Origin of the sequence: Telluribacter sp. (assembly GCF_035998675.1) — a bacterium.
Lineage (GTDB): Bacteria > Bacteroidota > Bacteroidia > Cytophagales > Spirosomataceae > Telluribacter.
In genome coordinates this window covers 339911-362579 of record NZ_DASYHI010000015.1, presented here as the reverse complement: position 1 = coordinate 362579, position 22669 = coordinate 339911, and the positions used below count along the sequence as shown (strand labels likewise).

Annotated in this window: 17 protein-coding genes; 6 read left to right on the top strand and 11 right to left on the bottom strand. The window is 51.6% G+C overall.

Annotated features, from left to right (window positions below; all coding sequences use genetic code 11):
* Positions 1–103: 103 nt before the first annotated feature.
* Positions 104–865, bottom strand: coding sequence for a hypothetical protein (locus tag VGN67_RS09245; protein WP_327486523.1), 762 nt, complete (start codon positions 863–865; stop codon positions 104–106).
* A gap of 147 nt (positions 866–1012) precedes the next feature.
* Between VGN67_RS09245 and VGN67_RS09240 the strand changes: the two genes are divergently transcribed.
* Positions 1013–1441, top strand: coding sequence for an OsmC family protein (locus VGN67_RS09240; protein WP_327486522.1), 429 nt, complete (start codon positions 1013–1015; stop codon positions 1439–1441).
* Between the two features lie 59 nt (positions 1442–1500).
* Here the strand turns inward: VGN67_RS09240 and ytxJ are convergent, their stop codons facing one another.
* A complete protein-coding gene (gene ytxJ, locus VGN67_RS09235) occupies positions 1501–1854 on the bottom strand; it encodes a bacillithiol system redox-active protein YtxJ (RefSeq protein WP_327486521.1) in 354 nt (117 codons plus the stop codon).
* A gap of 85 nt (positions 1855–1939) precedes the next feature.
* Entirely contained in the window at positions 1940–2320 is a 381-nt protein-coding gene (locus VGN67_RS09230) for a hypothetical protein (protein ID WP_327486520.1), read from the bottom strand.
* Between the two features lie 129 nt (positions 2321–2449).
* On the opposite strand from VGN67_RS09230, the gene VGN67_RS09225 reads away from it, so the two are divergent.
* Positions 2450–3664, top strand: coding sequence for a 3-deoxy-D-manno-octulosonic acid transferase (locus VGN67_RS09225; RefSeq protein WP_327486519.1), 1215 nt, complete (start codon positions 2450–2452; stop codon positions 3662–3664).
* Positions 3665–3679: 15 nt separating this feature from the next.
* Here VGN67_RS09225 and VGN67_RS09220 read toward each other — a convergent pair whose 3' ends face one another.
* A complete protein-coding gene (locus VGN67_RS09220) occupies positions 3680–4903 on the bottom strand; it encodes an ROK family protein (protein ID WP_327486518.1) in 1224 nt (407 codons plus the stop codon).
* Positions 4904–5242: 339 nt separating this feature from the next.
* On the opposite strand from VGN67_RS09220, the gene rsgA reads away from it, so the two are divergent.
* Entirely contained in the window at positions 5243–6154 is a 912-nt protein-coding gene (gene rsgA / locus VGN67_RS09215; protein WP_414717303.1) for a ribosome small subunit-dependent GTPase A, read from the top strand.
* 84 nt (positions 6155–6238) lie between these two features.
* A complete protein-coding gene (gene mce, locus VGN67_RS09210; protein ID WP_327486516.1) occupies positions 6239–6643 on the top strand; it encodes a methylmalonyl-CoA epimerase in 405 nt (134 codons plus the stop codon).
* 31 nt (positions 6644–6674) lie between these two features.
* Here mce and VGN67_RS09205 read toward each other — a convergent pair whose 3' ends face one another.
* The 3 genes from VGN67_RS09205 to VGN67_RS09195 are packed head-to-tail and all read right to left on the bottom strand — an operon-like array spanning position 6675 to position 14736.
* Complete coding sequence (locus VGN67_RS09205; RefSeq protein WP_327486515.1) at positions 6675–9029, bottom strand: BamA/TamA family outer membrane protein; 2355 nt, start codon at positions 9027–9029, stop codon at positions 6675–6677.
* Positions 9026–13945: a translocation/assembly module TamB domain-containing protein gene (locus tag VGN67_RS09200; RefSeq protein WP_327486514.1), complete on the bottom strand. Its 4920-nt coding sequence runs from the start codon at positions 13943–13945 to the stop codon at positions 9026–9028. Before VGN67_RS09200 ends, VGN67_RS09205 begins: the two co-directional genes overlap by 4 nt.
* A gap of 59 nt (positions 13946–14004) precedes the next feature.
* On the bottom strand, positions 14005–14736 hold the full coding sequence (locus VGN67_RS09195) for a hypothetical protein (RefSeq protein ID WP_327486513.1): 732 nt from the start codon (positions 14734–14736) through the stop codon (positions 14005–14007).
* A gap of 325 nt (positions 14737–15061) precedes the next feature.
* Between VGN67_RS09195 and VGN67_RS09190 the strand changes: the two genes are divergently transcribed.
* Positions 15062–16435 (top strand): cystathionine beta-synthase, encoded by a 1374-nt coding sequence (locus tag VGN67_RS09190; RefSeq protein WP_327486512.1) that lies wholly within the window; start codon positions 15062–15064, stop codon positions 16433–16435.
* 96 nt (positions 16436–16531) lie between these two features.
* On the opposite strand, the gene VGN67_RS09185 is transcribed toward VGN67_RS09190, so the two are convergent.
* The gene (locus VGN67_RS09185) at positions 16532–18955 is read right to left on the bottom strand and encodes a TonB-dependent receptor domain-containing protein (protein ID WP_327486511.1); all 2424 of its coding nucleotides are present in this window, start codon (positions 18953–18955) and stop codon (positions 16532–16534) included.
* 482 nt (positions 18956–19437) lie between these two features.
* On the opposite strand from VGN67_RS09185, the gene msrB reads away from it, so the two are divergent.
* Positions 19438–19878: a peptide-methionine (R)-S-oxide reductase MsrB gene (gene msrB / locus VGN67_RS09180; protein ID WP_327486510.1), complete on the top strand. Its 441-nt coding sequence runs from the start codon at positions 19438–19440 to the stop codon at positions 19876–19878.
* Positions 19879–19911: 33 nt separating this feature from the next.
* Here msrB and VGN67_RS09175 read toward each other — a convergent pair whose 3' ends face one another.
* From VGN67_RS09175 to VGN67_RS09165, 3 genes are all read right to left on the bottom strand, one after another.
* On the bottom strand, positions 19912–20679 hold the full coding sequence (locus VGN67_RS09175; RefSeq protein ID WP_327486509.1) for an EcsC family protein: 768 nt from the start codon (positions 20677–20679) through the stop codon (positions 19912–19914).
* A gap of 247 nt (positions 20680–20926) precedes the next feature.
* Positions 20927–21712: an arylamine N-acetyltransferase family protein gene (locus tag VGN67_RS09170; protein WP_327486508.1), complete on the bottom strand. Its 786-nt coding sequence runs from the start codon at positions 21710–21712 to the stop codon at positions 20927–20929.
* A gap of 124 nt (positions 21713–21836) precedes the next feature.
* Positions 21837–22652 carry a helix-turn-helix domain-containing protein gene (locus VGN67_RS09165; RefSeq protein ID WP_327486507.1) on the bottom strand — a complete coding sequence of 272 codons (816 nt, stop codon included), beginning with the start codon at positions 22650–22652 and terminating at the stop codon, positions 21837–21839.
* Positions 22653–22669: the final 17 nt, after the last annotated feature.

Here is a 22669-nt window from a genome sequence, read left to right as displayed (position 1 = left end):
AAGTGCAGTCACTAAGTAGTAGGGCCATAGCCAACGGTAATCGGGCTACGCCAGCGTCATACATTTTTAATTATCCCAAACCAGGTAGCAAAGGTAGTGATAGTTACTGTTTCTTGTTGCCAAAGTAGAGCGTCACGTAACCCGAAGTAAAGAAACTGCGGTTTTGGGCAAACGGCATAATAATAATCTTACGCGAAAAAGCCTCGGCCAGAAATCCTATCTCCAGGCCGGTCATATTATCCCGAAAAGCACTCAACTCAAAGCTGAGGGCGGTTTTCAGGTGCAGGCCGGGTACCAGACTGGTTTTATCAAATCCCTGAAAAAAGCTGCCCGACCCAACGATAAGTTCAGTTTGGGCATGCCGGGCCGGATCGTAGGGCTCCGATACAATAACACCGGGCCTGCTCTGAAACTGAATAATGTAGGGTTTTTCGAGGCCGATAGAAGGACCCGCCGCTACAATACCACTGATAGAAATACCTTCGTCGGAATGGCGGTTGAAAAACATGACCTCCCGGCCGTACTCGGGACGGATAACAAACAGGTAGTTTTGTTTGCCATAGGTAAAGCGGGAGCCCGTAATGAAGTTTTGGGAAGGCAGCTCTTTGGGGTGCTTAACGTTAACCAGTTCCAGCGCCAGGTACCTGAACTGGTGCTTGCCCATCAGCAAAGTGGGCAGGGCCTTGGAATGACGATACACAAATCCACCCAGAATACCCGAGTTGGTATTGGTCGTTACACCTACCGACGAAACAGAATTGTACATTTCTGCTTCGGCTTCGGGATCGGTACGCCGCTGCGCCCAGGAGTCTGTCATCAGTAGCAGGGCAAAAGTACCCGCCACCATATATTTCAAGGGATTCATACGTATAAGTTGCTAGTCATAAATCGGGTTTCAGTTTTCCTTTTTCTATAAGTGAATTTAGGAAAATTAATCTTAAACTTTACGGGTAGGGTACCTCATTAACTGTTTTTTGTAAATTTATGTTCTTATAACGAAAAAAGAACCGAAATGCCTACAATCAAAACCGAATACTTAGGGGAGCTGCGTACCGAAGCTACTCATGTGCAGTCCGGGACCGCCATTATTACCGACGCCCCAACTGACAACCAGGGCCGGGGCGAAGCTTTCTCCCCAACCGACCTGGTGGCCGCTTCCCTGGGAAGCTGTATGATAACCATTATGGGTATTGCGGCCCGCCGCGATGGCATAGACCTGAAAGGCTCAGACATGGAGATAACCAAGGGGATGTCAGCTGATGCTCCCCGGCGGATTGTACGGATAGAGGTAAAGCTAGGTATGCTCACCGACCGCGAGCTGACCGCTGAGGAGCGGGCCCGGCTTGAGCGGGCTGCCCACACCTGCCCGGTCGCGTTGAGTCTGCATCCGGATATTACGCAGGCTATTACGTTCGCGTGGAATGTATCGGAGAAAGTATAAAGAAGGAGAGCCGGATGACAGGTCATCCGGCTCTCTCTTTTTGATAAGATATAGGGCGTCTACGCCTCAATAGCGTTTACCTGCTGCCTGATAGTATCAAAACTAATGTCGAAGTGAGAGGCATTATATACGCATTCTCCCCGGCTGATCAGCAGTACCTGCGGAGACTCGTGCTCGACGGCATAGGCCTGGGCAAGCCGGTTAGACAGGGAACGAAAACTTATCAGGTCCAGATAGTAGGGTTGCAGGTCGCCTACTTCTTCTTTTTTCCAGTTGCGTTCCAGCCGGGCCCAGGTGGTGGCGCTAATGGAACAGCGGGTGCTGTGCTTAAAAATCAATACCGGATATTCGTGTGATTCCTGTTCGATTGCGGCCAGCTGGGCTTCGTTTTCAAGCGGGGTCCAGTTATTCATAAATCAATTCCTTTGTTTCGGGTACCTATTTATACAGGAGCGGGTGCTCCTGTATAAAACCCGCATTGGTACTCATAAAGTTTCATTAGTCCGGCTTGTACCGGGCCGTAATGTAGCGAGTATCCAGTTTCTTGATCATTTCATGCGACAGGGTATCGGCATAAACGCCATAGGCGTCGACCAGAGTACCTTTAAGTCCGGAATTCGATTCAATAACATATAATATAGCATTGTCTGACGGACTTGATGGTCCCTCAAACCGACGTACCTCTATAATCTCAAATTCATCCGGTGAAAGGGTCATAGGCTTGCCATCTTCAAAAAACTCAATGGCATGAGCGGTCAGATTGAAGTCGTACCTATAGCCTCTCTCTTTAAGCTCTTCCAGTACTTCACTCATGGTATCAAGCTTATTTCTGGCCTCTTCACCATTGTCATTTTCTTGATCTTGTGGGCGGTTATTCATTGCTTTGTTTGTTTATAGGTTTTGGTTTTGAAACAGGAAATCTGCGTAGCTTTGTACTTTCATCTCCAAAGTTTACATCATTTGGCTGCTTTTATTTATCAGTTATCCATCAGGTTATATCTGTTTGTCATGCATGTAGCTGCCTGGTTTCACCCTAAAGCCAGGTTATGGGTAGAGGGAAGGAAAGGACTGTTGCCACGGATAGCGGATGAACTTCCCACCCGGACCCGGCAGCGTCCGGTTGCCTGGTTTCACGCGGCTTCACTGGGTGAGTTTGAACAGGGCAGGCCGGTGATAGAAGCCTTTCGGGAGCGCTATCCCCACTACTTTATCCTGCTTACTTTTTTCTCTCCTTCCGGCTACGAAGTGCGAAAAAATTATGCCCTTGCCGATTATATCTGCTATTTGCCCCTTGATACCCCCCAAAATGCCCGCCGATTTGTAGAAATCGTACAACCTCGCTTTGCTTTTTTTATCAAATACGAATTCTGGTACAATTACTTGGGTGAGCTCCGGCGGCAAAAGGCGGTTATCCTCTCTTTTTCGACTATTTTTCGCCCTAAACAGCTCTTTTTTCGCCCCTACGGAGGATTTTACCGAAATATATTGAGGTACTTTGACCACATATTGGTACAAAATGGGGAATCACAGGCGCTTTTGCATCGAATAGGTATTCATTCAGTAACGCTGGCTGGTGACACCCGCTTTGACCGGGTCAAACAAATTGCCGCATCCACGCGGGAGCTGCCCGAGATAGCCGCTTTTGTGAATGGCTCCCTCTGTATGGTTGTGGGCTCGGCCTGGGAAGCCGATATGCAGGTACTTATTCCGTTTCTGAATACCGTAACGGTACCTCTTAAAGTTATCATAGCGCCCCACGAAATCCACGGGGAAGAAATAGAGCGGTGGCGGCAGCAACTGACCCAACCGTCTCTGCGCTACTCGGCCTATGCGTCCGGTGAATCAGTAAGTACCGATTCATTCCAGTGCCTGTTTATTGATAATATAGGAATGCTGTCGTCGTTGTACCGCTACGGGTACCTGGCCTACGTGGGAGGGGCGTTCGGTACCGGACTCCATAATATACTCGAAGCGGCTACCTTTGGCCTGCCGGTATTTTTCGGTAATAAAAAGTACCAGAAGTTTCAGGAAGCCGTAGACCTGGTTGAGTTGGGAGGGGCGCAGCCCGTGCAGGATACTGCGCAGCTCAGCCAGCAGGTACTTCCGCTGCTTCAGGATAGTACCCTGCGCGAGCAGAAGGGGGAAAGCTGCCGCCAGTATGTACTGACCCGTACCGGAGCTACCCAACAGGTACTGGGCGTAGTGGAGCGGTACACGCCTTAGTACCTGCGCCGTCGTTTATACAAACTCCCGGGCTATCAGATGCTCAAACAGGTGCGCCTGGGTCCCCAGCAGCCGGGCCCTGGTACCCAGTTGGGATATACGCAGCGAAAGGTTATTCTTAAAGTCGGCCAGGCAGTACTTATTTATAGCCTGCTCGATTGGGTTAGAGATGAACGGACCGGCCCCGGCCAGCACCCCACTGACAATGATTATCTCGGGATTGAACAGGTGGACCGCCGTAGCCAGACCCTTGCCCAGTTCAGTACCTACATCACTCAGCAAGTCTATTGAAAATTCATCGCCGGCGTGGGCCGCCTCAATAACGTGGTTGGTATCCAGGCTGTCGATGTTGCCCTGTACCATCTGCGGCAGTATGGTGGCGCGGCCGGCCTGTATACCTTCCTGCGCCTGACGGATAAGCGCCAGCGCTGATACCACGGTATCCAGGCAGCCGATTTTTCCACAGTGGCAGAGCAGGCCATCCGGCCGTACCTGTATGTGCCCCAGCTCACCGGCGTATCCCGACGCGCCATTGAATACTTCTCCGTTGAGCAGGATACCCAGCCCAATGCCCCAGTCACTGTTGATGGTCAGTACGTGTGATTTGTCTTTGGCCAGCCCGAAGCGGTACTCCCCGATGGTGGTGGCGCGGGTATCGTTAATAAGGCAAATAGGACGCTGAAAATGCTCGCCGATGCGGGTAGTGAGAGGTTCGCCGGGACTGGTCAGGCTCAGATAGGTTTGGTTAATACCATACTGCGCATTGATGAGGCCCGGCATTGAAATACCGATTCCCCACAGCCGGTCACGGCGGATGTCGTGGTATTCCAGAAAATTATCGGCTTCGGCCAGGAGGCGGTCCAGGAAGGTAGCCGTATCGTCGAGTTTTAGGTCGATCTGCCGCCGTACAATGAGTTGGTTTCTCAGGTCAAAAATAACCAGCTGGGTGTCGTGCCGGTTAATGTCCATGATCAGCGTCAGGTACTTCTGGGGGTTGAGGCCGTAAAGTACCGGGGGCCGTCCGGCCCGGGCCGGACCCGTTCCGGTTTCTATCATCCATCCTTCCCGCATCAGCTCGTTCACGATGGCCGTGGCCGAGGGAATACTGGCGTGGAAGAGCCGGGCCATTTTATTTATGGAGGTATCACCTGATTGGAACAACTCGAGGAGGAGGTTGCTTCTAAGGCGGTTTTTACGTATATCAATAACTGAACTAGGCTCCTCAGAAATAGAACTCATACGAATTGGCGGCTAGCGTGTTTGGGTATGGATTACACAAGTTTTCCATTTTCGATAAATATAGTAACAAAGAAAATAGAATAGGTTATTTGGGGGCATATTGTCCCTTCTGATTCTAAATTAGTTAAAACTATTTATAAAGTACCTGTCTGTTCTTAATAATTTTAATTTAAGCAGTGCGGTTATAAAGTACCGGAAGAGGAGTGAAAAGTAGTAAAGCCAGTGCGCCTGGCAGCCGCAGAAATGCTATTGCAATAAACTTCTCTATATTCGTAGCGTTATAGTTGATATAAAGAAGACTTTACATTACTGGTTTTAGATTTGAAAGAAGGATTAGTCATGCGTTCCACGGGCTCGTGGTACGACGTTCGGGATAAGGCAAACGGTCATATCTGGCAGTGTCGCCTGAAGGGGAAGTTCAAGATAAAAGACCTGAAGGTTACCAACCCCATTGCCGTAGGAGACCGGGTACAGTACGATGTGGAAGATGAGGTGGAGAACACCGGCATTATTCTGGATATTCTGCCGCGCGACAACTACATTATCCGCCAGTCGGTCCACAAAACGGCCCACGCTCACCTGCTGGCCGCTAACGTTGACCAGGCTATATTGATAGCAACGCTGGTATTTCCGCGTACTTCCCTGGGCTTTGTAGACCGCTTTCTGGTGACGGCCGAGTCGTTCCGGATACCGGGCGTACTTATTTTTAACAAGCAGGACTTACTTAATAACGAAGCCAAAGAATTTCAACAGGAACTGATAGATCTTTACGAAAGCCTGGGCTACCGCTGCCTTACTACTACCGCTACGGAAGCCGAGGGTCTGGAAGAGTTCAGCCAGCTACTGCACGGAAAAATATCCCTGCTGTCGGGGCACTCGGGGGTAGGTAAATCTTCCCTGGTTAACGCCATAGCGCCCGGGCTGGACCTGCGTACGCAGAACGTCTCGTCCTTTGCCAATAAAGGCGTTCATACTACTACCTTTGCCGAGATGTTTGAGCTGGGGCCGGGTACTTTCCTGATTGATTCGCCCGGCATCAAAGAACTGGGATTGGCGGAAATGGAACAAAGCGAAATTAGTCACTATTTTCCCGAGATGCGGGAACTGCTGAACGAATGCCGTTTTCACAACTGCCTGCACGTTAATGAACCCGGCTGCGCGGTTAAAGATGCCGTCGAGAGTGGCCATATTTCTATCAGCCGCTTTGAAAGCTACCTGAGTATGCTGGGGAACCAGGACAACCGGAAGTAGTACCTGTCCGCAGCGCCCGGCTCTAAGTAGTACTTACCGGCCTGGCTTACCCGTACCTTTTACTTTACCTACTTTAAGCAACCCATGCTGACCAACGTTGAACATATAGGGATTGCAGTCAGGAGTCTGGCGACTTCGGATGACCTTTTTACCAAACTCTTTAACGCGGCGCCCTATAAGCATGAGGCCGTAGAAGCCGAAGGGGTAACTACTTCTTTTTTTAAGATTAATCAGACGAAGATAGAGCTGCTGGAAGCCACCCGGCCCGATAGTGCCATTGCAAAGTTTATTGAAAAGAAAGGAGAGGGTATCCACCACATCGCCTTTGAAGTAGCGGACATCGAAGCCGAAATGGAGCGTCTGAAAGCGGAGGGGTTTACCCTGCTCAACGACATTCCCAAACGGGGCGCTGACAACAAACTGGTGTGTTTTCTGCACCCCAAAGGTACCAACGGGGTACTGGTAGAGCTCTGTCAGGAGATACGTTAGAAGTACCCCCGCCGACTAGGTACTTCCGCTTCTAAAACGGATACGCCACCGCTATATTCAGCACCAGGTTTTCCTGACGCCAGGCTTTGCTGCGAAAATTAAATTCGTCGAATACCCACGCGTTTTCTTTGTTCGGGAGCCGGGTGTACCAGGGCTTTCGGAAAGGCGTAGCCAGGTCGAGCCGGAGTACCAGGTACGTAAAGTCCAGCCGAAGGCCTACTCCACCCCCCACGGCTATCTGCTTGTAGAATTCTTTGGTAAATACCGACTCTGGTCCGTGGTATCCATTTTCATCATTGCGGTAGTTCCAGATATTACCGGCGTCAACGAAGGCGGCTCCTTCAATGATGGAGGTAATGTCAAACCGGAGTTCGGTATTGGCTTCGAGCCGAATGTCTCCAAAAGAATTATTCCCAAATATTGATCGTGTAACGGAGTCGGCCTGGTAGGCGCCCGGTCCCAGCGTACGGGCGCGGAAGGCGCGGATACCGGTACTACCTCCCCCAAAGTACTGCTTGAATTGGGGTAATGCCAACGAGTTGCCATAAGGTATACCCAGGCCACCAATAAATCGGTTGGCCAGGCGCATTTTGGGCGACAGGTCGAGGTAGTAGCGTACTTCCCCGTCAAACCGGGCAAACTGCTCGTAGGGTATGTCAAATATCTGACCTCTGACCTCACTATCTTCGCGACCGTTTCTGACAATGAGGCCCGCCAGGTTACCCGCCAGGTTGATACCCCCATTGAGCAGGAACCGGTGCCTGGTGTAGGGCTTGGGAGTAGGGTGGTACGAAATGGTATACAGCGATTCGAGGATGAGCCGGTTCTCAGTAATTCGGAGAAAGCGCAGAATGTCTTGTGGGTTTTTGCTAGTGAATATCGAATCAACAAAGGCTTCCGTGATATTAGTAGGGCGGATCAGGTTAATGCCAAAGGGGGTAAGCGAATGCTCCACTTCGGAGTTGCGCTGCCAGACGTACCCCCACTGGGTGCGGGCGGAAGTCTGGGTGTAAAGGCCCTTCTGTCTTAGTGTTTCGTAGGCGGCAGTCAGGATCGTCTTGGGGAGAGCCTGGTTTGCTACGGGGTCATACTTGAAAAAAGGAATAAGAAAACGAGGGAATGATAGTTCCCCCTGATTGTTGAATCGTACGAAGTCATTGCCCAGGTTGCGGCTTCCCCCACCTACTTGGAAGTCGAGGCCTACGTTGCTGGTCAGGCGCAGTTGTTCGGCGCCGCGGAAAGCATTGCGGTTACTCCAGGTCAGGCTGACCTGGGTACCAGCCAGGTTATTGGACTTTGTTACACCGCTCAGCTCGGTACGCAGTGACTTCTTCTGCAAAGGGGTCAGATAGTAATATACATTCAGGAGGGCGGAGTCGGAGCGGGGAATCAGCTCAAAACGGTTCTTGACAAACTTAAAGTTTCGGAGGTTAGTTAGCCGCGAAAGGGATACGTCGTGCATTTCGCTGTTGTAGCGCATGCCCGTCTGAAACCCAATGGCATCATCAAATATCCGGGGCTTGAAGGTTCGCTCTTTGTCTACAATATGAAGTCCCCGGCGTAACCGCGACAGACTGGGCAGGGTATCCGGTGAGGGTGCGTCATAGTCAGCGTAGACGTAAATTTCGTTGATGTAGTACTGCTTAAGCGCGGTCTGGGGAGTCGTGAGCTTTGGTTGCAGGTACAAATTCACCTTGTGCTCCCCGATGGTGGAGTCTACCTCCATGATGAGGTAGTCAGGGCTGAAATAGTAGTACCCTTTGGTTTTCAGGAACTGGTCAATCCGCTGGCGTTCGGCTTCAATAATTTCAAAACGATAGGGGTCGTTAACCCGTAACAGTGTTTTTTTCTCACTTTCGAGCAGGTTTTTGCTAAACTCACTACTGTCATGAACCACAAAGTTTATTTCATTGATATAGTACCTTGGCTTCACGAAGGCCGTATATTCTGCCTTTGCGGTCTGGTTTTTTTTATCGACCAGCTGCCCCGTTGCCGTAGACCGGAAGTACCCAATGTTGCCCATGTAGGCTTCCATGATTTGTGAATTGGTAGCTACAATACGTGGCGTGACAAATACCGGCGGTTCGCCGAGCTTGTTTCTGAACCAGCTCCGGAAACCATTTTCCCGCTTGGGTTCACCAATTACGTAGTAGAGCCAGACTTTATAGGGAAAGCCGAACAAGGTCTTATTCGGATTGGGACGCAGCAGCCCCTCCAGCTGGTCTTCCAGGCCTGATACCTGATTGCGGGCGGCCGAATCGGGCTCAACCTTAACACTACCACCTACGTACAGACTCTCGTTGGGAGGCAGATAACGGCTGACCGAACAGCTTCCCAGGAGTAGTCCAACCAAAAGGAGTAGTATGTAGTGTGCGATAGGTCTCATTGGTTTTTCTTTTGAAACAAATCCCGAAACTGATCATAGTCCAGATTGACAATAAAGCTCACCCCGGTTTCAATTACAAACCCTTCCAGAACCGCCTGATACTGGTTTTTTCGATAAACCCGCACGAGGTAGCGTCTGTCCTTGGAAAGGGCATAGTTGACCGCCAGGTTGTCGAATATCTCGTTGGAAGCCGCGGCAGTAGTATTGTTTTCAAGTTCAAAGTTTCGCCCTACCGATACCGTAAGCCGGTCGTCGAGGAATGCCTTGCTAAGGCCTACGTTCAAATCGGTGCGGGCGGCGGAGCCTTCGGCGGTTGAATTCAGGTCAAAGTTAAGATTGACCCCCTGAACAAAATTGGTGGCCAGCATATTGAGCTGCTCACTAAGCAACTGGCTGACACTTTGGCGAGCCAGCGCCTCGGCGTTAAAGCCCCCGCTACTACTGCTACCCTGGTCAGTCATGAAGCGGTTCAGCACCAGCAGGGCAAATACCTGCTTGTTCATTTCGGCGGTATTATTCTCCAGTTCTCCAAACAGATTATCATTCTGAATCTGGGTGGTGGTTTCTTCCGGAACATTGGAGGCTACGTCAATGTCAAAACTGATGAGCGGATTGGACAGGTTTCCCTGCATTTTGAGAAGTACATCCAGCGGTACTTTACCATATTTGACTCCCGCTGGCCCCAGGGGTTCCAGGTCGGCATTGACTGTATATACGGCGGTGATATCAACTTCGGCTTTCATGGGGTCGCCGGTCCAGAGCAACTGGCTTCCCCGCTGAATAGAAAATTCTCTTTTTAACACCTGAAAGGTCAGGTCATAAGAGCCTTCCGAAAGCTCATAAAGCCCCACCAGATACAGCTGGCCGTTCGGGGCGATACCCGTATTCAACTGGGCATTTCCCCGTACCTGCAGATTATCTCCGTTCAGCTCGTCAACGATGATGGTCAGCTGCGACTCGTCGGTCGCTTCCAGGTTGAGGGAAAGCTCAGAGGCAAAGTCTACCTGTAGGCCAGTATCAACTACCGTTGTATCGGCTTCCTGCTCATTGGGGGCACTCTTATCCACGAACCTGACTACCCCCTCGGTCGACTGGGCTCCGGCGGCATCGTCGGGCAGTAGTATGGTAATATCGCTTCCCGGCCGCAGCTTTACGGTACCATCAATGATAGACTCAGTACCAACACCTTTAATATTGATGTGGGTATCAATGGCTCCGTTACCGTAAAACATTTCATTTTGGCGGCGGCTGGCGTTCAGTACGGTAAAGTTGGTGGCATCAACGGTGAGGTTATACCCTACGTCCGGGATGTTTTTAATACTTACCGTTCCGTTTACTTCCAGGTTATTATTCAGCGAATCTTTTATTACAAATTTGTTAAACACGACTTGTTGGCCCTGCATCTGAATCTGGTTCTGATGGATGGTATACAAGGCACCCAGCTGAGCGACTTCGAAGGCTACACTGTCAAACCCAATCTGGCCGTTCAGGACGGGGCTGTCGGTACTGCCTTCAATGGTGACTTGCCCCACCAAAGCCCCGCGGGCCCGGCGCAACTGGTCAAAGCTGAAGGCTTCGATGGTCTTCGCGCCCAGCCGCTCAATATCCATTGTAAAGTGGAGTGGATTAGGCCCTTCGGTCAGGTAGTAGCCCGTCAGGGCTACGTCGTTCTGCTGGCTTTGCAGGCTGGCCTCCACCTGGATTCTTTTAGCGGTTTCATTGGACGCCTGTACGTTAAGCGTACCAATGGGAATTTCCATGAAGCTCAGGTTATTCACCAGAAAATCTCCAGTAAAGGCGGGTGATTCCATGTAGTTGCTCAGCAGGATATTGCCATCAAGCGTACCTGACGCCAGGGTAGTGTCCTGAGTGGCCAGTGCTATGAAAGGGCTGATGGCTATACTATCAGCTTCAACACGGATGGGGCCGTTGGGCTGGTCGGTAGTAGAGTTTATCAACAACCGCTGACCCGTTCGGCTAATGGAAAAATCCTGAGCCAGTATCCCGTTGGGGCCGTACTGGATAAAGCCGGTAGAGTCGGTCTGCCAGGCGCGGTAGTCCAGCAGCAAACCTTCGCGCAGGTGAAAGCGGTACTGCTCATTGGCATACGCCAGCCGCCCCGACACGGCGTGTCGGTTCTCGTCGGTCGAGTCTTTTACGGCAAAGTCAAATACCACATTATTATTGGCTACGTCGCCGTCCAGGAAGGCCCGGCGCACCCGGAAGTCATTGTAGTGCAGTTCACCTACCCGTCCGGCAAAGCGGGCTTCGCCGTTGGCGCCCGCTATGTCCAGCGAAGCGTTTTCAACCCGTATGGTATCGTACTCAACCAGGGGTGCTACCAGGCTGGCCGTAAGGGTAGTGTCGGTCTGGTTGCTGAGCCGGGCCGTCAGCCGCACGGTATCCATCTGGTTTAGCTCCGGTACAAAGGTTTGCAGGGCCGGGTGATTGGCCATACGGGCGTCAATCTGCAGGTTATAGGGAGTCGTGATGGGGGTGTAGGCGGTATCCGAAATCGTGAAGTACTTATTGACTTCGGTAAATACTATGTTCCCCAACTGCGGATAGCTGAACTCCCCGCTCATCCGGGCTTTCAGGAAAGGCGAATACAGGATGGCCTCCCGGACTCCCGCGTCGTTGCGGAGCAGCAGGTTAAGGCTGTCAATGGTAATGGGCTGTCCTTCGTTGGTAATCACCAGCTGGTTGGCACTGATTATCCCCAACGGATTTTCGGGGTTGGTAGAAGTAAGGTCCACATCTATTCGGCCCCGCAGGCGTACATCGTCGGAGTACAGGTTCAGCGCCTGCAGGTTCAGGCGCTCTACAACGGCGTTGGCCTGCACCGTAGGGTACTCCTGAGAAATATCCGCGTTGGCGGTTATCTGCAGCGCTATGTTCTGGTCCTGTAAGTTGGCTTCAAAGTCAACATTACCATTGTTGATGTTGCCCGCCAAAGTCAGGTCGTTGTACACGTACCCTTTGAGAGAAGCACTTTGTACGGTACCATCAACGCGGGCCTGCATAGTAGCCGGGTCAAAACCCTGTCCCTGTAGCTGGGTATTCAGCGTAATTTTGCCCAGTTCTTCGGGAGGTTGCTTCAGGAACCGGCCCATATCAAAGTCAGTAAACCCTAGCCGGCCGTTGTAGCGGGCCTGTTCCGGGTTGGTAGCGTTCTGAATGTTTCCTTCAAATGAGCCGGTACCCAGGGAGGTGGTCAGGGTTGCATCCATGTTCAGGTCAGCGAGGGTACCCCGTACCTGACCTTTAAGCTCTACCCGTTCCGGCAGCTCAATGGAAGTAGGTACTGATCCGTCAGGAATCATTTGCAGCAGATCAGTCCGGGTCGACGACAGGTTCTCAATATTGACATCCAGGGCCAGCCGGTCGGTATCGGGTAGGCCCCGGATACGGCCGTTCAGGGCCAGACGAGTACCGGATAGCGTCCGGAAATCGGCGTTAGAGACGAGCAGGTTATCGACCGTACCCGTAACCAGACCGGTACCGGCAATAAAAGCGTTCGGATTTTTGTTGAACGGAGGTACATCGGCCAGGTCAGGTACCAGCGTAAGTATATCCCTAAAGGCCAGCTGACTGTTCAGAAGCCGCAGCCGGACTTGTACATTTCCGGGATTTTCAGCAAGCTGTTCCTGGCTCTGGTAGCGCAGTACCAGTTCGTCGCGCAGTACTGAGTTGGGAGTCTTCAGGTAAAGGTTGCGCAGGTAAGTCTGCTGGGCCGCGTAGGCAAAATCGGTGCGCAGCTGCTGGAGGGTAAAACCACTTTTTTCCTGAAAGGCCATGCGTTCCAGCTTCCCGGAAATGTTGTCAGGTCTAAAAACGAAATCAGAAATATCGGTCGTAAAATTGCGAACGTCCAGGTGGGCGAAGTCAATGCCACGGGGCTGGCGGGGTTCGTTGAAGTCGTCGTACCGCAGGGCATTGTTGGTAAGTTTTATCTCTCCCACCCGTACTTTCCACCCCCCCGCTGAACTGGTATCGGCCGCGTCAGAAGTAGTAGTACCGGTGGGCTCGGCCGCGGCAGGACGGGCGGCAAACTCAACGTAGGTAGAGGTGTTTTCAAGCAGTACATTGCGGAGGTCTGCCTGCTGACCATCCAGGTAAATCTTTTCAATCCGACCTTCCAGCCGTCCCAGATCAATGCCGTTGGTAATACCGGCTACTTCGTCGGTATAGCCCCATTTAAAATTCCGTATATTCACGTCCCCCACGTTCAGGTCAAGCGTGTCGACCTGATCTTCCGGGTCAGAAACCGGGGGTACCAGCGGCTCGTACATCCGCATGTCAACCCGGGCTCCGTTCATAGTAAACCGGCTGGGATGGTACAGGGAGCGGGTAGGATTAAACGCGGCAAAAAGTACCTGGGCTGAGTTGATATTGGCTTCCGCATCCGTACCGACAATAGCATCCCGGTAGGTGAGATATACCCGCCGCAGGTTAAGTTCGTCGAGCCGCATTTCGAGAGGAGTGGCCGCCGTGTCGGCGGGTGTAGCGGGGGCGTCGGTGACGAAGGCGTCAACAATAAATTGAAAGTTGAATGTGGTATCGGGCAGGGTGCGGTTAATCTTGACGCGCAAACCTTCCAGCTCCACCTGATTAATTCCGATGTTCCCCTTAATAAGCCCCAGCATGTCCAGATTCACGTAGAGGCGCTCACCGGATAGCAGCGTATCGCCCTGCTGGTCTTCAAAATATACCCCTTCCAGGGTAATCCAATCGGGAATGTCAAACCGGATTTTATTGATGTCAACCCGGGTCTGTAGTTTTTTGCGCAGGTATGAGTTGGCTTGTTTGGTCAGGAAGTTCTGTCCGGCGGGCGTTTGTAAACCCCAGAACAGCGCCCCCACCAGTACAATGAGAACCAGAAAAATAATAGCCAGTACGGTTACAGCTTTTCTCATACACTATGCTAAACCCCGTACCTCGCTGTCGGATGAAGTACGGGGGTAATAAGTCATTTTTATCTTTTAAAATAGTCCGGATTTATGGCTTCATTAACGGTAAGCGAAGAAGTGACCGTAACCGATTTTTTATCTTTTGAGCTGGTTTCTACCGTGGTGCCCGGGTACATAATACCGTAGCTGCACTTTTTGTAGTTCGAGTACTCACTGACGATTTCCTCCCCGGGCAGGGCTTTTTTCTCCCGTACCAGCAGGCCGGTAGCATCGTCAAAATACAGGTTATATTTGACACCTTTTCCCTGAAGCTCTACCTGATTGACCTTCTTGCCGTTCAGGGTTTCTTGCCCTACGAAGGTAGCAATATAGCCCCGGTCATTGAAGTTGATAAAGGGCACCAGCAGATCATACATTTCCATCCTCATGTTTTCCTGCTCGCCGGAGCTCAGGTCCTTTACCTGGTAGTTGGCTACTTTGTCGTAGCTGCCCAGTGGGATTTTCAGCCAGCCTTCGTTGCCTTTTACCGCATAAACAAAATTGCGTTTCAGGATGATCTTGGACTTGTGCATGGCCTTCTCCGGTAGCGACACGTATACCTCGGCGTCATAATCGGCAGAAGAGTTGGAACGGTAGGACTGCTTCATAGAATAGGATTTCAATCCATCCCACAAAGCTTCGCCCCCGGTGGCTGCATAGTACCGGGAAAAGATGGAGTCAACCGACATTTGGGCTTGTCCGAACGAAAGGGAGGTGGTCAGGAGGATGACCAGCAGAATTCCGATGTTTTTTTTCATGGTTTTTGTTTTAGCTTACTTACTATTAATGAATTATCCGAGGAACGAGTATCGCCACGGGATGCATTGACGATTTCGGCAAAGAACAAATATAGAAGTATAGAAGCAGCTATTGTTCACTGTAAAAATACAGCTTGCTATATACTACTATCTGTATACTAAAATTGTTCCAGCTAATTGTCAAGCCTTTTTTTGACAAGAAAAAAAGGAAAAGGTTTAATACGGAAGGAGTAGTTGTCAAAACAAAATACCCAGGGCGGATTCTAACAACAGGTACCTCCTGAAAGTTAGGAAAGCAGAAGAGCAACCTTAACTCTAAAAGACTATGCAGTACTACAATTCCATTATAGATACCATTGGCAATACCCCTCTTGTGAAGCTGCACCGGGTTAACAAGGGAATAAAGGGTACCATCCTGGCCAAAGTGGAGTACTTCAACCCCGGTAACTCAGTCAAGGACCGGATGGCCGTCAAAATGATTGAAGACGCCGAAAGGGATGGGGTACTTAAGCCGGGCGGTACCATCATAGAGGGTACCAGCGGGAATACCGGCATGGGCCTGGCGCTGGCCGCTATTGCCAAAGGGTACAAGTGTATTTTTACCATGGCTGATAAGCAGTCGCAGGAGAAGATCAATATCCTGCGGGCGGTAGGAGCGGAGGTAGTGGTGTGCCCTACCAACGTGGTGCCCGAAGACCCGCGCAGCTACTACTCAGTAGCACGAAAACTGAACCAGGATATTGCCAACTCGTTTTATCCCAACCAGTACGACAACCCTTCCAACTCCATTGCCCACTATGAAACTACCGGGCCGGAAATATGGCAGCAGACCGACGGCCGTATCACGCACTTTGTTACGGGAGTGGGCACCGGAGGTACCATAAGCGGTATCGGTAAGTACCTCAAGGAGCAGAGCCAGAAGGTAGTCAACATCGGAATTGATACCTACGGCTCCGTTTTCAAAAAATATAAAGAAACCGGCATCTTCGACGAAAAAGAAATATTCCCGTACCTCGTGGAAGGCATCGGAGAAGATATCCTGCCCAAGAACGTAGACTTCGATGTGATAGACCACGTCATAAAGGTAACGGATAAGGATTCGGCCATTATGACCCGCCGTCTGGCGCGCGAAGAAGGGCTTTTTGTGGGGTGGAGCTGCGGGTCGGCGGTACACGGTGCGCTGGAGTACGCCCGCGAGCACCTGACCGAAGACGACGTGATGGTTATTATCCTGCCCGACCACGGTACCCGCTACCTCAACAAAGTATACAACGACACCTGGATGAAAGACCACGGCTTTCTGGAACGTACCTTCGCTACCGCACGCGACATTGTACACCGGAAAAACGGGCAGGCTAACCTGCTGACGGTGTCAACGGGTACCGTGGTTGGCGAAGCCATCAGCCTGCTGAACCGCGAAGGAATTTCCCAGATTCCGGTCCTGGACGGAAGTGGAGACGTAGTAGGAAGCCTGACCGACTCGGTAATCCTGCACCGCCTCATCGAGAACCCCGAGGTACGGCAGCGCAAGGTGGAGGAAGTCATGGACAAGCCCTTCAAGTTTGTGGCGCTGGATAGTACTGTAGATACCCTTTCTTCGCTCATTGACCGGGAGAATAAAGCACTGCTGGTACGTGACGAGAGCAATCGGGTCCATATTATCACCCAGGCCGACCTGCTGGCAGCCATGACCCAGTAACGGGATAGGTAGCTGTACGCTTGTAAAGCAAAAACAGCCTCGGGGTTATCCCGAGGCTGTTTTGTTGTATTAGGTGACAGTACCTGCACATACGGATCAGGCGTCGTCGCCGCTGGCATCCGCCGATATCCGGCCAAACTTGTACTGGAAAGTCAGGCCTACGTAGCGGTTGGTACGCTGCCAGAGCGAGTTCTGTATGTAGTTGTCGGTCCGGAGTTCATTCTTATAAATTCGCGACAGCAGCAAGTCCTGCATATTGAGCGACAGCGTGGCCTTCCGGTCCAGGAGATCTTTACGGACCCCCATGTTGGCCACAAATACCCCCTGCCGTGTTCCCTGAGCTATGGCCCGCGGGCCGTCGTAGTTGAGGTAAGCCGAGGCCCGAACGTTGTAAGGCAACTGCACGAAAGCATTGAGGTTGCCCGAGTACGTCCAGATGCGGCTGTCAATATTGGCCGCAGCCGACACCACCTCGCTCCTGAACACCCTTCCGCTGGCGTTGACCTTGACCTTTTCCCCGAGCTGGTGCGATACATCCGTTTCAAAACCATAGGCAAGCTCCCGGCCTACGTTGGCAAACTGCGTGTAGGAAATACCCGCTTCATCAATGGTACGAATTCGGGTAATAGCGTTATTGGAATAGTCGGCAAACAGGGAAGGCCCCCAGCCTCCTTTTTGCTCATAACTGGAGTACCCTACCTCGGCTTTGTGCGTAAATTCCGGACGCAGGTTGGGGTTGCCACTCTGGATATTTCGTGGGTCAGAGATATCAGTGAACGGATTGAGCCAGTCGGCCTGTGGGCGCTGCACGCGGCGGCTGTAGTTGAGCTTGAGCTGCGATTCGTCGTCCAGTTTGCGGGTCAGGGCCAGCGAAGGTACCAGGTTCAGGAAATGGACCGAGAAAGCCTGCTGGCGGCTTATTTGATTGATGTTCTGGGTAGCATCCGACAGCCGCAGTCCGCCCCGGATTCCCCACAGATCGCTCTTCTGGGTAAAGGTCATGTAGCCGGTATGAATGGCATCGGAGTACCCAAAGCGGTTGCTGGCGTCCAGGTTCTGGGAATAAAGCTCGTTATAGGGGTCAAAGGTATAGAAGGCATTGTTGCTTTGACGGCTGTTCAGACGGGACCGAACCCCAACTTCCAGCGTAGCCCGGGTAGTGACCGGCCAGCTGTAGTCGGTATTCAAAAAAAGCGATTTCCGGTTATTGTCGCGCAGGTTTCTCTGGCGGCGGGCCAGTTCTTCCTCGTCACTGCGCTGGTCAAATTCCGAGTAGCCTTCCGACGCACCTTCGGAGTAGTTGGCCGTAAAGGTCAGTACGTGGTCGTTATCGCTGAACACCCGGCGGTAATCGAAGTTAGCATTGATGTTGTTACCGTGAGAGTTACCATTAGAAATACGGTCAAACTGCTGGATGATCTCCCCGTTGGGCAGGCGTGTTTCGTTGTGGTTGAAACTGTTGTTGAACCGGTTGTCTCTGGAAATATTGAACGAAAGCCCCAGGCTGTTTTTGTCGTTGATGTCGTAGTTGACGCCCAGGCGGCCAAACAGGTCCTGGTTGCGGTCCCGGCCCGTACCGGATTGTTCCAGCAGGGTGGGGGTTTCGCCCAAAAAATTCTCCCGTTCCAGCGCGCGGCGGTACATCCACACCCGGTTCTGGGCGTTTCCGGAAGCCCTCAGCGCCCACTTTCCAGCTTTGTAATTAATATAGCCCGAGGCATTGCTGTTCCAGTCGTTGGCAAGGCTGGCCCGTATACTGCCGTTGGTACCCCGGATTCGGCTTTTCTTGGTAATAATATCAATCACGCCCGAGGCACCTTCGCCTTCGTACTTGGCCGAGGGGGTAGTCATGACATCAATGCGCTCAATCAGCTCGGCCGGAAACGACTGCAGAACAGTAGGAAGATCATTGCCGTAGAGGGTTGAGGGTTTGCCGTCAATCAGTACCACTACATTGCCCTTACCGCGCAGCATGGGATTCCCGTTTTCGTCCATCGATACCGAGGGTACCTTTTCCAGAATCTCGCTGGCGTTGTTGCTGGTAGCGAGCAGATCTTTGCCAACGTTGACTATTTTCTTATCAATATCGTTGACGATCATGGTTTTTTCTCCCCTGATTACCACCTCATTCAGGCTTTGGACCGCCGAGGTCAACGGGATTATACCCAAGTCGGTGGTGCTGGCTTCGGTGGCCACGTTGACATTAGGGACAAAGCGGGTGTCGTAGCCCATCAGCGTAATCCGGAGCAGGTAGTTGCCGGGCGCTACTTCCGGAATTAAAAATACGCCGTTTTCATCGGCCATTGTACCGCTGATAACGGTCGAGTCGGGACGAAGCAGGGCTACGGTGGCAAAACTGGCCGGGGTGTCTTTTCCGTTTCCTTCTACTACTTTGCCAAGAATCTTTCCCTGATCCTTACGACTTTCCCTGTGGGATACCTTCCCGTTGTCAGCTACTGCACCAATAGCCGGCACGGCTACTATCAAAGCTCCTACCAGTCCGAAGACCTTTAATCCCATTTTCACGATAATTGTATTTTTATAGGTGGTTACATTTTTCGCCCAACCCGAAGTACCCATTTTTCCTCCTCCCGATCCAGCCCTAAATGTATACTTTGTTTGGTACCATATAGTTTTTATAAATATAAAATAGATAAGGGAGTATCTTTTCCTGATATACCTGCCAGTTTTAAAAAAATGTAAAAAAAGAAAGACCAATAGGGCTTTTCCAAGATAATATTTTACTTTGATACTATTCAGGGGTAGCGACCGAGTCTCTTGGTTTCCTTCCCGGTAGGGCAATTCAAAGTACCTGCTCCTTGCGGGTACCTGAGCGCTTCCCTCTTTTTGGCAAAGTACTGCCCCGCATCCACCCAAAGTCAGTCGTTGCCACTCAGAAATTGGATGCTTAGCCAGCCTGTTTTTCAGTTTCAAAACCGAAGCCTTCGATTAGGTGTTGTGACTTTAACTTTATTTGGATACTAAAAAGAAGTGTAAATAATATGAACTGGAATGATGTGCTGGACTACGCCAGCAAAGGAAACCCCGAGCCACCGCGCCGGGTAGAAAAGACCGAAGCCGAATGGAAAGCGTTGCTTTCGCCGGAAGAATACTACGTGACCCGCCAAAAAGGTACCGAACGGGCCTTTGTGGGTGAGTACTGCCAGAGCCACGACCCCGGCCTCTACGGCTGCCGCTGCTGCGGTACCCCGCTTTTCGACTCTACCGTTAAGTTTGAGTCGGGTACGGGCTGGCCCAGCTTTACGGAACCCGTGTCGCAGGATGCGATCAAGTACGAGCAGGATACCAGCTACGGTATGCGGCGGGTGGAGGTAATGTGTAACGTGTGCGACGGGCACCTGGGGCACGTCTTTCCGGACGGGCCACCGCCGTCGGGCCTCCGGTTTTGTATTAATTCTATTTCTATTCTAAAAGAAAAATAAGCCGTGTAAAGCGGTTAAGCAGGTACTTTATGGTTAAAGCTGCTTTCTCTCGGGTGGAGGAGGCAGCTTTTCTTCTTTTGCCTTTGCTTCCAGCCAGCGCATCCGGTAGGCATTCATGGCCACAGTACCCAGGCTGTTGATGAGCCGGTAATTGACCACCAGCCCCACCGCCGCCCCTACTCCCGGTATCAGTTGGGCCATCTTGGCCAGGTCAATGTAGTCGCGGTACTCGAGCTGAAAGGTGAGCCAGTCAAACTGATTGATGTCCTCGGGCAGGTACCTGCTTTGCGCATCCCAGTTTTCTATTTGCTTAAATACTTCACGGCGGCGCTCCTGACTCGAAAAAGCCAGTTGGAAAATATGGAGGATAAAGAGCCGCTCGCGGTAGTCGTCAACAGAGTAGCCGTAGAGGGATGCTATTTCGAAAAGCATCTTCATTTTGATACCAAGCAGGAGTGGAAAATCGGCCAGCGCCAGCCAGAATCCTCCCGCTCCGGTCAGGGCGCCTTCGGTAGCGCCAGTTTTTTTATAAAAATCAATGCGTTCCCGTACGGCTACTTCCCGCGTCTGAAGAGAAGCGTCGGTGGCGGGCGTGCGGGTCGTAAAGCCAGCTCCGTACAGGACCGCCCGGGTCATTTGCTTGATAGCCGCCGTAACCGCCTGGTGTACTTTATCGGGAATAAAGCGGTTGATACGGCTCTGGAAAGCTTTGGCTAGCCGGTTAGCGGCCGAGGGGTGCTTCTGCATCTTTTGCTGCCATTGGTGCAGCTCCTGCTGGGTTACTTGCTCGTATAAGGTCATGGCCGAAAGGAATAGCGGTATGTACTTTCAATTAGAATGACATTTCTGTAAAGCTACACGTATATAAACACTTTGTACAGACCATTCTGTTACAAATGCAGGTACTTCGGCGCAAAGACTGAAGGTGAGCAGGCCGGGGCGGCGGCTGCGGGTAGCAGCCGCCAATAGCTATACAGCCCGGCGCTGCCTTGGTGAGGCAGCGCCGGGCTGTATAGCTGGGTTTCAGGGATTTTTCTTTTTGGTAAGCTTAGGCAGGTACTGTGGCTCCGGCTTCCCGTGAGATGCCAAAGTACTCCATGAGTTTCTCGTCAAATTCGGCCTCCGACTGGACAACTTCCTCCTGCTTTATCCCATTTTTGGTAATAGTCAGAGAGGTACCCGTCAGCGTAATACGCCCCTCGGGGGTAGGGCGGGAGCAGAGCGGCTGCTTATTGAAAGGGGCCTGCGGTGCCACCTGATGGAACTGACACAGCTCTGCAAACTCGGAGAACGCGCGGGGCGTGAGTTTAAATTTAAACATTCTAGTGTAGTTTTCGCCATCCGCTGACTTTTCCAGCAGTACTTCTTCGTCGGGTAGCTGAGTGAAGCGGTACCAGGTACCATACTGCAACCGGGGAAGAGCAAAGTCCAGTTTAAGCGGCTCAATGAACGCATCCCCAAACCCCACATCCACCAGGTACAGTTCTTCATCCACCCGGGTAATCAGGGCTACGTGGCCGTAGTCGGTACCGTAAATATCCAGCGCAGGTACGTACACATTGCAGGAAATAAACCAGGACTCAAATCCGATCTCGTCAAGTACCTGCTTAAAGAGACCATTCATCTCGTAGCAGAAGCCACCCCGGTTGTTTTCGACTATTTTAATATAAAACCGCTGTGGGTCCAGCCGGATAGGTACCTTCCGAATCACGTCCAGGTTCTCAAAGGGTACCGTAAGGGTGTGGGCGCGGTGCAGACCCGTAAGGGTTTCGGTGGATACAGAGGGAGTACTTGGGTAGTTGACCCGGTTGAGGTAAGCTGAAAGATTCATCATGGCTTTTGAGTTATTTGGTTGTTAAAGATTGATTATAACTAGTTGTATTTTTTTATAAAAATAGGGGCAAAGTACTTCCTGCTTACATTTCTGGGTAAGTAGCGATAGCGGGAAACAGGAGTACTTAACTAATGGGTAGTAGCCAGGTAGTTAGCTGGTTGTCAGGGTGCTGGGGGTCGGGGAGGTGGTGAAATTTAAAATAGGATACCCCTTCCCGATGGTGCCACTGCGGCTGACCAAAAAAATGCTTATTGATGAGCAGGGACGTTTTCTTAAGTTCGGCCACCGGACAGCAGAAGGTGTAGCAGGCAAAGCGGCCCTCTGGTAACCGGCTCTCAAAAAATTTATCGGGGGATAACTGTACACCGGGCCTGGGTACTATGGCTGCATCGTAGCGGTTCGGGCCGGCACTTACATTCTGGCACCCATAAAACACGGCGTAGTACTCAAAGCTGTCTTCACTTACTCCGGCGGCTCTTATATACGCTTTCACATCCTGCCATACCTTGTATATATCTTTTGAGAAGTAATCACCTAAGCTGGGGAATACGATGGCCCGCTGGTCGGGTAGGGTGGTAGTACGGGCGGCCAGCGACACGTAACCCTCCTGTGCCCGAAGGCTGTCCCGGAACAGGTTGGCGGTACGGTACTGGGTGGGGGAGCATTGCTTAATATCCCTGAACGCCCGGCTGAAGGCGCTGTCGTCGGAATAGCCCACCATTTCCCGGATCTGCGCCACGGGAATCTGCGTTAGCGACAGCAGGTAAGCCGCTTTTTCCATGCGCTGGCGCTTGATGAAGCTCCCGATTGGTACCTGCAGCTCCTGTTTAAGCTGGCGGTGCAGGTGGTAGGGCGAGTACCCGCACAGCTGAGCCAGGTCTTGCAGCGAGATTTCCTCGTCCAGGTGGTGCGTGATATGCGTAAGTACTTCCTTGATCATGGCTGACTGATGTTCAT